Genomic DNA, 12,831 nt, shown 5'->3' on the forward strand with positions numbered 1-12,831 from the left:
ATGAGAGATTTCACGGTAGCGACAATGAGCCTCCAACAAATAGTTTTTCTTGGGCTAGTAAATGATCAGAATTGGCGTGAGAATTATTTTTGTAAAAACGCTGGAAAAAATAGGGCCATGCCGAATGCCTTCATCTTCAATTTTTATTAGCGCTTTTTTGATGAGATTGAAGCATGTTTCATTTTGACAAATTAATGACTCTCTCAATAAAGCCAGCAGTGCTATGAATGCCAAGGGAGAGGGATTTTTAATTAGGCTTTCGTAAAACGGTGGTTCTGTAATAAATTGCTTCCGCCAGAACAATGTTGACGGGTTGGCATTTTCGCGAACAATATGTTTGCGTATATCGGGGGGTAGTGACTCAAAAACCTCTCTGATAAATTTCATCGTGATTTCTTTATCCACGTTGGCCAAGTCAAAACGTTCATCTGTCAGCCAATGGATGGTTCCAGGGTATTTTTCTTCAACTAATTGAGCAATACCTTTTCTACCGCCTTTCTTTTCCTTAATGGTCGGCATTGTCTTGCCAAGACGGTATTTTTCCCAAAGTCTCGCACGCTGTTTATTGAAGTTTTCCCTGTCCACAGTGGACGGTGCAAATTCTTTTTCTAATTCATAGGCTGTTTTTCCACTGGCTTCTGCAACTGCATTAAACCAGGTCTGCACTCTCAATTGCTGCAGGGTTTTGTTGGTTTTTGGTCTGCCAACTGATCTTTTTTTCGCTGATTTTGATTCAATCATCAAAGATTCCGAGTATATGCAGATGAATTTAAAGACATTTCATGATATTAGTGTCATATTTTACACTAATAACTTGCTACTAATGCACAGTCTTGATTATTGAAAGTCCTAGGTTAGTTTGAAATGGAGACCCCCCATTAAATGCAACCAATGCAGGGTGTCTCAAAAGGTCAGCAACCATCCGGTTGTTGTAAACAAGAGAGGAACTAGTTCAGAAGAGTTGATATAGCCAAGAATGTCTTTTGCGGACATGAAATGCAAAACGACCCAAGTACGCCAATACTTGAGTCGCTTTTAAGAACATCTGTTTGTGTACCAGATGATTCTATTCTACGACACGTTAGCTGCTAGTCAAGAGCCTTAACGCGGGTAGTCTCGCATTTCTTCTGGAAAGGTGGTTTCAGCAGGCTGTTTTGCTGATGTCATCTTCAATTCGCTCACTAGATCGTCTCTAGATTTTTTCTAGGAGACTTTTATGAGTTATTTAATATCGTCAGACTGCTCAGTAACGAGCATCGCTTTTGCCCCACCTGGGGAGTTAAGCCGCAAGGTTGTAAAGCGGTCGAATGCTAGGGTGACCTTCAAATACCCGAGCTGGAAAATGCAGACCAGTCTGCAGTGCGAATCAGAAAACGAGCGCAACTGCATGCTGTATCTGGACATGAGTCCCCATGTAATCAGCTTCAGGCCGCAGCCCTGCGAAATACAGTATGTCATGAATGGGCAAGACCATGTCCACTATCCTGACTTCCATGTTGAGACCAATGGTGGTCAACACCTCATTGAGGTTAAAACCTTATCGGGTCTGAATCAGCATATTCGTGATCGTTCAGACCTCCTGACAAAGCTGCTGCCGAATCACGGATTCCAGTACCACGTAGTGATTGCTGAGTTGATTGATAACCCAGTGTTTTTGAGTAACGCCTGGTACATCAAACGCAACGGCAAGATTCAAATGCCTATGTTGGCCCGTGAGCAACTGCGTCGGCTTTTTCAGAGCATAGGTGGTATTCCATGGCGCTCTCTACAAAGCACTCCTGATAACCCATACCTCAATCAGTACGTGTGCCAACTGATTCTGGAAGGGTTGCTCGTCGTTGAGCTTACAAAGCCCATCACCGCTGAAACATTGGTTGCCTGGGTTAATTATCAACATGCGGAAGGAGAAGGAACATGGGCGTCGCTTATTTCCAAAAAGGTGCACTAATTTCGTTCAAAGGACGCGTGTCTACGCTCAAGCGTGAAGTGGGTGAAGCCCTATGGCAGCTTGAGGATTCACAGACCGGCTATCTTGAGACTTCTAAGTTGGATGAGATGTTATTGGCGCTTGAGTCCGGGGATCTGACTTTTATTTTGGAGCGTGACAAGTTTGTCAAAACACCCCCTACTAAAGCACTGCTGATTGATACCACTGATGCAGGATTTGATCTTGCCAAGCTCAAACGTGGATGTGTGAAAGCTGTAGAGGGGCTACCCGCGACCAAGGCAATGTATCAAGCCGCCTTACAGGAGTTCTGGAATACCCACAGTTTGAAGCAGCCGATTCCACACTGGATCACGGTGCGAAGATGGGTATTGAAGTTCATGAAAGGGGCACGGGATATTCAAGCGCTTTTGGAACAGCATCAACGCAAAGGTAATCGCCGCAATCGCTACCCTGATGCAGTGATTGAAGTGGTTGAGCGCTTTATAGATAACGTCTACCTGACCACATCACGCCCAACCCAAACAAGGATTCTGGAGTTGGCCACAGCGGACATTCAGGAACGCAATCAATGGGCGATGCAAAGTGGCAAGTTACCTCTGCCATCTGCGCGGCTGGTGAAGCGTTTAATTGATCAAATCCCGGCCTTTGATAGGGATGTTGCCCGTCGCGGTGCGACCGTTGCGCGAAGGATGTATCGCGGCAAGCTCAACCATATCGAGACCAATCAACGGTTGGAGGTGGCTGAGATTGATCACACCCAACTGGATATCTTTGTGGTGGATGACGCTGGTATTCCACTGGGGCGGCCGTGGCTCACGGTTTGTATTGATAAGCATACCCGTTGCATCTTGGGTATTTATATCGGTTTCGAGTCGCCTAGCTATCTGTCTGTCGCAAGGTGCTTGAAGCATGCGCTGAAACCTAAGCTTTCTCTGCAAACGGAATACCCGAGTATTAAAAATGCCTGGGAGGCGTTTGGTGTGATGAAAACACTGGTGGTCGATAACGGGATGGAGTTTCACAGCGATAGTTTTGAAAAGGCCTGCTATCAGTTTGATATCGAGATCAAATATACGCCGCGTAAGTCGCCCTGGTACAAGGGGAGCGTTGAGCGCTTTATGAGAACGATCAACGATGGTATCAGCCATGGCAACCCTGGGACTACGTTCAGCAACATCTTTGAGAAAGAGGATTACGACCCAGAGAAGCATGCCGTGATTCGCTATGAAAAATTCAAGGAAATCGTTTTTAAGTGGATTGCTGACTATTACCACCAGAAGCCTCATGCAGGTCTGGAAAGGGTGAAGCCGGCGGATGCTTGGCGAAATGCAGACTCAGTCAGTAATACGCCAGTCGCCACCAATCTTGAAGTGATCGACATGTTGCTGGGCAGACGCGATGAGTGCTCTCTCACGCATAAGGGTATTCAGGTGAATAACCTGCTCTACAACTCACAGGAAATGATCCTCTGGCGTAAGCAGTGTGGCGACAAATTGACGGTCGAAGTCTTAGTTGATGAGGGCAATCTTGGCCAAGTGCATATCAAGCATCCAGTGGATGGTAACTATGTCGCGGTGCCTGCGCTGAATCAGGCATACGCCCAAGGCTTATCGCTTTGGCAGCACAAGCTTTATCGCAAGTATGCCAAAAACAGAATCGGCCAGGATAACGAAAAAGGATGGATGCGCGCTTCTAAGGACATTCACGAAATGGTCATGGCTGAGGTTGGTTTTAAAAAGACCAGCGCAAGGCTGCGAGCCAAACGAGGTCGTCTGATTGAAGATCAAAAGCGTACCCAACACATCGTTGAGCAGTATCACGAAGCTGAGGCTGAGTTGATGCCGGATGCCATGATGATGTCTTTATCCCTAAATGAAGTTGAAGGTTTTTCCGCAATCGTACAGGAGCGTCGTAAATGAATACACAAACTATGAACCAAACCAATATCCGTAATTGTATTGATAACTTATTGATACCAAGTTTCAATTTTCAGATGGCCTCAAAACGCCTTGAGCAGCACTTCAATAACTCTGTCACTGCGGTTGAACCGCTGGGAATTGCGGTGGTTGGTGAGTCTCGCAGCGGTAAATCCAGAGTGATTGATAACTTGATGCTCAATCATAGCCAGGAGCGTACTGAAGAAGGACTGCGCGTGCCAATTCTCAAAGTCACCACTCCTGCCAAACCTACTGTCAAGGGATTCGTGGACGAGATGCTGTATGCCATTGGTGACCGCGTCAAGACTGGCCGGGAAACTGAAATCACGAAAACTGAACGGTTAAAGTTGCTACTTAAACAGGCCGGTACAACGTTACTGGTGATTGAAGAGTTTCAGCATTTCTATGATCGTGGCTCGCACAAGGTTCAGCATCACCTGTCTGATTTTCTGAAAAACCTGCTGGAGGAAACCAAGATTTTCCTGGTCGTTGTTGGTCTGCCAACTTCCATTAATGTGATTAACCAGAACGAGCAATTGAGTGGTCGTATGCTGGGGCCTATCAAAATGCAGCGTTATAACTGGTCGAATAAGGATTCACAGCATGAGTTCGTCAGAATTCTTAAGGGATTTGAATCTGGATTGAGAGACTTCAAACTCCCAGCAATCGGTAACGAGAATATCGCCTTTCGTTTTTTCTGCGCTTCGGGTGGTTTGATTGGGTATGTCGTCAAGATTCTCAAACAGGCGGTATGGGATGCCATCGAGGATGATAGAACCGAAATCACCATGCGACACTTGGAGGAGGCTTTCAGTAAGGCAATATGGGTGGAGGGTGTCTCGGTTGCGCATAACCCGTTTGCCTCATCATTCGATCCTACTCCCACCAAAGCGCTCATGGATCAGGTTGCAAGAATTGGTCTTTCGGCTGCTGACTTGGAAAGTTTACGCATGCGCGAACTCAATACCAAAGGCGCATTGTTAACGCCGAAAGGAGGTTTGTTTAATTGATGTTTGATAACGTTCAGCCATTAGTGGTCACACCTCAGCCTATGCCTTTTGAAAGCTATAAGGGCTATATTTTGAGGGTGGCTGAGGCTAACGGTTATCGTTCCATTCACGGCATGCTCCGGCATGCCGGAATGACTGAAAACGAAATCCGTTCGGCAACGCCTGACCCTGAAAAATTAAAGCGGTTGGTAGGCAGTGATCTCCCAGAGTTTGATTTTCTGACTGAGAAAATCAAGCATAGTCGCTACCAGATCCTTTCAGGCCACCGCATTCCAAGTTTGTATCTGCGCTCTAAGCATACGAGAGTCTGCCCTTGTTGTATTGCTGATAAGGGGTATATCTCCAGTTTTACTGAGCTCAAATATGCTGTTGTCTGCCCTGAACATAATATTGAAAGCATCGAACAATGTCCAAGCTGCCATAAGGGGCTGGATGTCTTTCGACCAGGACTCTCCAAATGTCAGTGTGGATACGATTTTAAGCACGTAAAGGCGCGCGAGGTAACAAATCAAGCGGTGATTGGTTTGATGCATATCCTCAAAGCCAAACTGGAAAATCAGGATTTGGATAACTCATTGCTTGAGCCCTTAGGATTTCCTGTCGACGCGATTGCTAAGTTGTCGCTCAACACAGTGCTGAGTTTGTTATACCGGCTGGAGGGTCGTTCAGTTGATGCGCAACCCAATGGCGACGTAATGGCTACAGTCACTTTGGCGGCCAGCATCTTTACGCACTGGCCTCGGGGTTTTCAGCAATATCTGGAGGAAACGCAGGCGCCACAGGCAAATATGACAAGCACAGGTCTACGCAAGCAGTTTCTGCCCATCTATGAAACCTTGTTTAAGAATGGTCTACCCAAGGATGAAGTGGCATTCATGCACCAGGCCTTTGTTGAGTTTGGCCAAAGCCAGTGGCGTAAAGCGCTGATCCATCCTAAATTCCAACAAAGTGGCACATCCAATATCGTTGGGATTTATGGACTGGCACAGGCATTGAGAAAACAGCCTGCCACACTCCGAAAAATGGTGGCTGCAGGACTGATTCCTGTACATGCGGTCAATGCCAAAGGACAGGCACTGTTTGAGGTCACTGAGCAGTTAGTATTTGAGTTTGCCGCAGGCCAAAGCCTCACAATTAAAGAAGCTGCGGAGCGATTGGATTTACCGGTGGCCATTTTGAATGTATATCGCCAAAAAGGGTATTACCAGGCACACTTCATGACCAACCCAATGAAGCTGTTTCATGAGCGGGATGTGGAGCGGTTGAGAAGTCAGTTAGTGGACGGTGTGGAGTTTATTTCCAATTCACCACAAGATATTCGCTACATCAGTTTAAAGCAGATTCTGCTCAAGAAACTGGGACCATCGGTGATTAAGGCTGCATTGATTGAAGCCATCAGAGTTCGGGCGATTCTGCCTGTAGGCATCGCGGGTGAAAGGCCTAGTGATTTACTCTTTCAGCGCTCGCAAATTGATGAGGCCATTTCTAGCCTAGCGCAAAAATTCTCTGGCATGATTTCATCAGAAGATGCCGGCGAGATTTTGGGAGTAGATGCCAAGGTGGTTAAAAGTTTGATCAAGGCTAATGCATTTGAGGCATGCTCTACGGATTACGGGATCTATGTGATCGAAGAGTCTTTGGTTGGATTTAACCAATCTAGTATGCAAGAGTATTCTGTCAATCGAGCATGATTTAGCCAATAAGGAAGGAGCGTCATGATGAAAAAGTTTCGAGAAAAGGTGGTTCAGGAAATATCTGGCTACGTATGTGATCGTTGTGGTCGTGAAGCCGAAGCTCATGGAGGAGAGGCGGAGGAACTCATTTCCATTGATCGAGTGGGCGGGTATTGCTCAATTTTTGGGGATGGCAATCGAATTTCAGTCGACATTTGCCAGCATTGCCTTAAAGACGTCTTGGGGGAGTGGTTACGCATTGTGCCGCTGAGGTTTTCATGACTATTGAATCTAATACTGCACAAAATCTGGCAAAGATTCGATCTTTAGCGATTGATACCTTTGGTTCTGAGTCGGCGGCAGAGTCTTGGCTCAATCAGTATCATGCCCTGTTAGGAGCCGCTCCTATCGTTGTGGCAGAATCGCCCTCTGGATTTATTGAGGTTCAGAAAATTCTAAGTGCGATCAGTTATGGCGGAGCGGTTTAAACTCAGTTGTTTGATAAAGCAGGCTGCGATTATCTAGAATCATATTTGTAACCCATGAAAGGTACAGGCGATGGCTAAAAAATTCTCCGAATTACATTCCAATATGAGTCCTGAATCGCAGCTGCGCTCTCAATCGATGACAGAACAACTTTTCAGAGAGATGCCACTTCATCAATTACGACAAGCGCGTGAGCTCTCCCAAAAGCTGCTCGCAGAGGTGTTGAATGAACAACAACGATCTATTAAAAAATTAGAAAAACGCGCAGATATGTATTTATCTACACTGCGGACCCATATCCAAGCGATGGGCGGTGAACTGGAAATTGTTGCTCGTTTTCCTTATGGGTCAGTTAGCGTCGATAATTTTTCAGATTTGGAAAATGAAACAGAGTCTGGTAGTTGTGAATGATATTTACCTTTAGTATTGACCTACTCATATTTTCTATCTTTCTGAGGTATGCAGGTATCAATGAAGCCCTCAGTAAATTCTTTTGGCAAAGTCAAAAGAGTTATCGCCCATTAATCTATACTATTCACAATTTTCTCGTTTAGATAACAATTAATAATAAGCATATGGCCTCTATATATTGCGACGAGTCAGGCAACTCAGGGCAAGCTTTAATTGATTTAGAACAGCCTTATTTTGTCTTGGCGTCTAATGATTACAGTCAAGCGGAGGCGGAGGACTTACTCAGACACCTGCATTCAGATCAAGCGAAAGAAGCAAAGTTTAAGGTACTCAAGAAATCATCGTCAGGCAAAAAAAGATTAATCAACTTCTTTACTGATCCTCGTTTAAATGAGACGCGAGTAATCGTAAGTTTTTTCCACAAGCGTTTCATGATAGTTTCTAAAATGGTGGACTTAATCGTCGAGACTTTGTTTCACGATAAGGGGTATGATTTATACGAAAACGGGCAAAACATAGCCATGGCTAATATGCTTTATTATTGTATGCCTGAGTTTTGTGGGGCTGAGAATACAGATGAGTTACTAAAAAGCTTCGTTACTCTAATGAATGATAGGTCATCGGAAGCTGCGGCTACATTTTTCGAGGCTGGAGCGAAAATGCTTGATTCCTGTACACGGCCAGAGTTTAAAGAGGATTTGAGGCTAATAACTGATAAACAGTTATTAGAGCATTGGTATCCCCATATTGGGAAAATACCTCTTGAGCCGGCTGTTCCAGCTCTTTTCGAACATATCGCAATATGGGGGAAGAGAAAGTCTGAGCGATTTGATGTCATACATGATAGTTCGAAACCAGTTTTAGCCACGCAACAAGACTTTGAGGCGATGATGGCTCAAGGGGAAGAGTTGTCAAAAGATACTGGCTATGATCGAAGAAAATTTCTGTTTCCTTTACGTTGTACCTCTCTTAAGCAGGGAGATTCTATTCAGCACCCTCAGATTCAAGTCGCAGATGTTTGCTCTGGTGCGATTAATCATTATTTAAAGTGCACTGAGTCTAATGAGTTCGATGAGCTTGCTACCATCATAAAAGACACAGGTTGTTTGCAGTGGATTGTCAATGGAGTGTTGCCAACACAAAATATAACGCCGGAGCAGCTTGGTACAGGATCAAACGCTGGAAGCAATCATATTGATTTTATTGTGGACTATCTGAGGAAAAATAGTCCAAAAAATAAGCTGTAGTAAATATGTTTGCACAGTTGAAAACCATAATTGATCTTGTCCGCGCTGGAGTCTCAGACTTCAAAACCTTTCAAGCTAAAGAGAGGCGCAATGAAGTTGTACTAGAGTTACTAAAAGTATATTTTGTCTTGAAAGATTGTGTTGACGATGGTGAGTCTTTAATCACAGAGGCTCAGCCGAATCCTGTTTCCACTATTTCAAAAATGCCTCCTGACGAAGCGCTAAATACACTAACGCGATGGGATGAGTTGATTAGGCAGCAAGGTATACGGCTTTCGTATCTTGAGAATGCTTTTTTAGGCCAGCATCATCTTTTAGTCATCAATCCAGAATTGAAGAAGCAAATTGACGAATTAATTGGCTACAAGCTTGATCGCACCGTTACATTGCATAGTATTGGTGTGGAGCTATATTTCAAGAATATATTTCCCAGGACAGAAACCGCTGAGGAAAAAGCCCGCTATATATCAGTAATGGCTGGGGAGTTGGGCGATACTCTCGATATGCCTCGAATTACCGCAGAGATAAAGGGTTTACGCGAGGCATTAAATAATTATCGCGCTATAGTAGAGCGTATGGTTTCTGATGAAGAAATACTTGTTCTTTCAGAGCGTGCTCGCCTAGCTACTCAAATTTAGTGACGCTACATAACTGATTAGTCGGTTATCTATGGGGCTGATATTTTAATTGATAGATCAGCCAAGATTTTAGTTATGCTTATTTCAGTATACGGATTTCCGGTTCTGTTTTTATCTGTCTTATAAATCCAATGTTTTCACTGTAACCAGAGAAGCGACGTAGATCAGATAACAAGCCCCCTACACCGTCCTGTGCAAAATTGAGGTATTTAACAACGTTCTTAACTTCGTAAGGAATTGTCGGTTGAGAAGGATGAACTAAAGAGTTTCTCTGCATTTTTAGCTCAATAAATTTTGATCGAGTTTTCGAATTCTTGAAGTCTTCCATCTTGTGTGTCGCAAAAGTTTGCATCCAAGCATCCAGCCTATCTTCAATAGACCTTCTAGAATCTAAAGCCTCGGTATTAACGTATTCTTTTGTCGATGCAATAAGTACTCTTATATGGAACACATATCGATGAATAAAACATTCAACAAGAGATACGCTGCTTTGAAGGAAAGCACGATAGCAACGTGCAAAATTACTTAAATCGTCATTATTAAAGGCAATAACCGCTTCTTTACGATAGAAGGTAATTTCTTTTGAAAATGAAATTTCCGGAGCTTCTATGAAGCCAGGGTTATTCATTGAAGACTTGTGATTGCCATAATTAGATGCCATTTCAATTTTAAGTCCTGGAACATTTCCTCCCAAACCAATACTCATCGGTGAATTTAGAAAACGGTCCGATGAATCAAATATGGATTGAAGAACATCGGCTCTGCCGTGTTTTATTGCAAAGTCAATTTCATGCTGCAAATTGACTGAATTGTTTGTTCCAGCTTCAATATTTAATTGTTTACATAAACCAAGGACATATTTCTCAGCCTTTTCTCTTCCAAGACGATGTTCATAAATAGCAAGTTTCAAAATCAGACTTTCTAGCAATGATTTAAATTCGGAGTGGATTGATTGCTTAGTTTAAGCGGCAATTTTTACTGGTTTATACCTAGGTTGAAAATCTTTTGTGTGTGGGGTCGAGTTCATTAGCGACATTGATAGCCCAGCTTTTCCAAGTCATATAATTAGGATTTTCTATTTGAGGATGATTATCTAAATGAGCTATGTAATCACGTATTAATTGAGCACTTTTCCAGCTAGAAGCTTCATCTAATAGCTTAGCGCGTAAGGCGACCTCTTCCTCCTGTTTCTTCAGTTCTTGTTGTTTGAGTTTTTCTTGCTCTTCTCGGATTCTCCGATTCTCAGCGTAATGCCTATCTCTTTCGGCCCATTTTCGTTTATTTTCACGTAGCGTGACGATCACTTTATATATTTTTTGAAAGATTTCATTGAGCCTATTTTCTAATGGCGTACTTTCGGAGTCGGATATACATGCGTCATCATAGCCTGACGTCGAAACATAAATTCTCAAAATTCCAGTGGGCACTTTAATTCTTTTATCACCCAAATGTTGTTCTAGTGCCGAAGGATTTTCTCTTTTCTGAAATTCATCTTTGACCTTCTCACTTACCCGAAAGCGTATCGTTTCATCCAATAATTGAAGGCCTAAAACGTTATCCTTTTCTATTTTTACGATCTTGAATCCACGCGTCTCAGCATTGAGAAGGAGAGCATTCAGAATCGCTAATGTTCGAGTGCTTGTTGATTCAGACACTCGAAGGGGCACGCCATTTGTTGGAATAGTTATAAGTTGTCCTGCATTAACAAACATATCCCAGTTCAGCTTGTTTAACCTTGGCGCCCATTTCTTGCCTGGTCGTTGAGAGAGTTCTTGTTCTGCATTTATTTTTAAATTGGCATACTCTTTAATTTTTGCTTTAAGTTGCCGATGCGTCTCTAACAATAGGCGATGAGTTTTCTCAGGGTGCAAATCGACAGTGATTCGATTCAGTGGGTTCGATTCGAATGCATTTCGCTCTGCTAGCCATTGATGGTCTGCCTCTAATTCTGGAGTAGGTATTTCAAGAGGCTTGGGATTACTAATAAATTCTGTTTTATCCGATTGTGCTGGTAGGGGAGGTCTTTTGATTTGATGGCCGGCTGCAATCTTTGTCCAGTGACCAGCTTTTGGTAGAGGTATATTCAATGCAATACAGATTTTTCTAACTCCATTATCTGATAGGCCATATTTCTTCCCTAGCTTCGTGAGAGGAGTTGTCCATACCTCTTCGTATAACGACTGACGTTCAAATTTAATAGTCATTTCTCTGCTCCATTGATGCAATTACCCACTGATGTTTATGAGGATAAATCGTTTTCACGACAGATCAATGAACGAGTTGCAGCTTATGTAACTAATGGTCGACGATGCTGCAATTTATGTGAGTATTTTGTTGCGATATTTGGATGCTGGTGTGGGTGTAAATATCTGACACTAGTAACAGATTGGTTGCGCTTTATGTAGGTGGGCACATCGGCTCCTTTTTCAATTTAGGGGTCCATTTTTTATGAAAAACTGTCCTGTGTGTTCATCGGTTCTAATCCATTTTAGAGAAAATATTAATCAAATGGAGGCGTGCGCATTTGATTGTCCCAGATGTGGAGATTTCGTTTTTAGTAACTCTTTAATTGCATCAATCAATAACATATTGCTTAAAGATGTTGATGCTGCAGCAAAAATCAGCCATGCGATTCGTCAATCTCAAAAAAAGAATAGCGGATCTAATGTTATTGATACACAAACTATAAATGCTTTTCTATTACGTCCATTGCCTAAACCAAATGAACAAGCTGATTTACTTATAAGATGGCTTGCTGAGAACAGCAAAGGTCCTGGGGAACGTGAAACAATAACATTTAAAACTCATGGCTCGGTAATAGGTAGCAAAAGCCCTGCAGGATTTGAGCTTGTACTGAATTACTTATTTGACTCTGGACTGATAGTGGGCAGACTTTCAAATGCAATAGGAGTAATTGGAGAGGCAGATGCGACCTTATCATTCAAAGGTTGGGATTATTTTGAAACTTTAAAAGCTGGTTTAAAAGTATATCGAAAAGGATTTATGGCGATGAAGTTTGGTGATGCAAGTTTGAATAATTTACTAGATAACGTTTTAAGACCCAGTTCACTAAGAGCCGGTTTTGAGTTGTTTAAACTTGACGATAATCCTCGGGCAGGTTTGATTGACGATAGGTTGCGTGTTGAAATCCAGTCTTCTGATTTTGTAATTGCAGATTTAACACACGATAATTTAGGAGCCTATTGGGAGGCTGGATATGCAGAAGGCCTCGGAAAACCTGTTATTTATACATGTGAAAAATCAAAATTTGATAGAACAAAAACACATTTTGACACTAACCATCACTTGACTATTCTATGGGATATTGACTCACCAGAGTCTGCTGGTGTAAATCTAACGGCTACTTTAAGAGCAACTTTGCCACATATTGCGAGCTTGGTTGATTAATTAATGAAAACAATTCTTGACTGGACTTATTACAGAGCTCTTGAACCCTGAGTAGGAAACAAGTGCCTAGGCA

At 43.0% G+C, this 12,831-nt stretch carries 13 protein-coding genes; 10 read left to right on the plus strand and 3 right to left on the minus strand.

All coding sequences use genetic code 11. The features are described 5' to 3' along the window. Positions 1-54 precede the first annotated feature (54 nt). On the minus strand, positions 55-741 hold the full coding sequence (locus ACT53G_RS06955) for a hypothetical protein (protein ID WP_476169031.1): 687 nt from the start codon (positions 739-741) through the stop codon (positions 55-57). Positions 742-1,216: 475 nt separating this feature from the next. Here ACT53G_RS06955 and ACT53G_RS06960 point away from each other — a divergent pair, with 475 nt between their 5' ends. From ACT53G_RS06960 to ACT53G_RS07000, 9 genes are all read left to right on the plus strand, one after another. Then, positions 1,217-1,948 (plus strand): TnsA endonuclease N-terminal domain-containing protein, encoded by a 732-nt coding sequence (locus ACT53G_RS06960; protein ID WP_476169032.1) that lies wholly within the window; start codon positions 1,217-1,219, stop codon positions 1,946-1,948. Next, the gene (locus ACT53G_RS06965) at positions 1,915-3,867 is read left to right on the plus strand and encodes a transposase (RefSeq protein WP_476169033.1); all 1,953 of its coding nucleotides are present in this window, start codon (positions 1,915-1,917) and stop codon (positions 3,865-3,867) included. The genes ACT53G_RS06960 and ACT53G_RS06965 overlap by 34 nt, the downstream gene beginning before the upstream one ends. Then, the gene (locus ACT53G_RS06970; RefSeq protein WP_476169034.1) at positions 3,864-4,895 is read left to right on the plus strand and encodes a TniB family NTP-binding protein; all 1,032 of its coding nucleotides are present in this window, start codon (positions 3,864-3,866) and stop codon (positions 4,893-4,895) included. The genes ACT53G_RS06965 and ACT53G_RS06970 overlap by 4 nt, the downstream gene beginning before the upstream one ends. Continuing rightward, positions 4,895-6,586: a TniQ family protein gene (locus ACT53G_RS06975; RefSeq protein WP_476169312.1), complete on the plus strand. Its 1,692-nt coding sequence runs from the start codon at positions 4,895-4,897 to the stop codon at positions 6,584-6,586. Before ACT53G_RS06970 ends, ACT53G_RS06975 begins: the two co-directional genes overlap by 1 nt. Before the next feature lie 24 nt (positions 6,587-6,610). Beyond that, entirely contained in the window at positions 6,611-6,850 is a 240-nt protein-coding gene (locus ACT53G_RS06980; protein WP_476169035.1) for a hypothetical protein, read from the plus strand. Then, the gene (locus tag ACT53G_RS06985) at positions 6,847-7,056 is read left to right on the plus strand and encodes an antitoxin Xre/MbcA/ParS toxin-binding domain-containing protein (RefSeq protein ID WP_476169036.1); all 210 of its coding nucleotides are present in this window, start codon (positions 6,847-6,849) and stop codon (positions 7,054-7,056) included. The genes ACT53G_RS06980 and ACT53G_RS06985 overlap by 4 nt, the downstream gene beginning before the upstream one ends. 70 nt (positions 7,057-7,126) lie before the next feature. Next, positions 7,127-7,465: a helix-turn-helix domain-containing protein gene (locus ACT53G_RS06990; protein WP_476169037.1), complete on the plus strand. Its 339-nt coding sequence runs from the start codon at positions 7,127-7,129 to the stop codon at positions 7,463-7,465. A 164-nt stretch (positions 7,466-7,629) separates the two neighbouring features. Then, positions 7,630-8,712: a DUF3800 domain-containing protein gene (locus tag ACT53G_RS06995; protein WP_476169038.1), complete on the plus strand. Its 1,083-nt coding sequence runs from the start codon at positions 7,630-7,632 to the stop codon at positions 8,710-8,712. Between the two features lie 5 nt (positions 8,713-8,717). Continuing rightward, complete coding sequence (locus tag ACT53G_RS07000) at positions 8,718-9,350, plus strand: hypothetical protein (RefSeq protein ID WP_476169039.1); 633 nt, start codon at positions 8,718-8,720, stop codon at positions 9,348-9,350. Positions 9,351-9,429: 79 nt separating this feature from the next. Here ACT53G_RS07000 and ACT53G_RS07005 read toward each other — a convergent pair whose 3' ends face one another. After that, complete coding sequence (locus tag ACT53G_RS07005; protein WP_476169040.1) at positions 9,430-10,260, minus strand: hypothetical protein; 831 nt, start codon at positions 10,258-10,260, stop codon at positions 9,430-9,432. A 79-nt stretch (positions 10,261-10,339) separates the two neighbouring features. Continuing rightward, on the minus strand, positions 10,340-11,554 hold the full coding sequence (locus tag ACT53G_RS07010; RefSeq protein ID WP_476169041.1) for a hypothetical protein: 1,215 nt from the start codon (positions 11,552-11,554) through the stop codon (positions 10,340-10,342). 244 nt (positions 11,555-11,798) lie between these two features. On the opposite strand from ACT53G_RS07010, the gene ACT53G_RS07015 reads away from it, so the two are divergent. Then, a complete protein-coding gene (locus ACT53G_RS07015; protein ID WP_476169042.1) occupies positions 11,799-12,758 on the plus strand; it encodes a hypothetical protein in 960 nt (319 codons plus the stop codon). Positions 12,759-12,831 lie beyond the last annotated feature (73 nt).

This window comes from Methylophilus sp. DMC18 (assembly GCF_056314005.1).

Coding starts and splice junctions, on each gene's coding strand:
- ACT53G_RS07010 (WP_476169041.1), bottom strand. CDS start 11,554: ATGACTATTAAATTTGAACGTCAGTCGTTATACGAAGAGGTATGGACA.
- ACT53G_RS07000 (WP_476169039.1), top strand. CDS start 8,718: ATGTTTGCACAGTTGAAAACCATAATTGATCTTGTCCGCGCTGGAGTC.
- ACT53G_RS06970 (WP_476169034.1), top strand. CDS start 3,864: ATGAATACACAAACTATGAACCAAACCAATATCCGTAATTGTATTGAT.
- ACT53G_RS06980 (WP_476169035.1), top strand. CDS start 6,611: ATGATGAAAAAGTTTCGAGAAAAGGTGGTTCAGGAAATATCTGGCTAC.
- ACT53G_RS06985 (WP_476169036.1), top strand. CDS start 6,847: ATGACTATTGAATCTAATACTGCACAAAATCTGGCAAAGATTCGATCT.
- ACT53G_RS06990 (WP_476169037.1), top strand. CDS start 7,127: ATGGCTAAAAAATTCTCCGAATTACATTCCAATATGAGTCCTGAATCG.
- ACT53G_RS06995 (WP_476169038.1), top strand. CDS start 7,630: ATGGCCTCTATATATTGCGACGAGTCAGGCAACTCAGGGCAAGCTTTA.
- ACT53G_RS06955 (WP_476169031.1), bottom strand. CDS start 741: ATGATTGAATCAAAATCAGCGAAAAAAAGATCAGTTGGCAGACCAAAA.
- ACT53G_RS06975 (WP_476169312.1), top strand. CDS start 4,895: ATGTTTGATAACGTTCAGCCATTAGTGGTCACACCTCAGCCTATGCCT.
- ACT53G_RS06960 (WP_476169032.1), top strand. CDS start 1,217: ATGAGTTATTTAATATCGTCAGACTGCTCAGTAACGAGCATCGCTTTT.
- ACT53G_RS06965 (WP_476169033.1), top strand. CDS start 1,915: ATGGGCGTCGCTTATTTCCAAAAAGGTGCACTAATTTCGTTCAAAGGA.
- ACT53G_RS07015 (WP_476169042.1), top strand. CDS start 11,799: ATGAAAAACTGTCCTGTGTGTTCATCGGTTCTAATCCATTTTAGAGAA.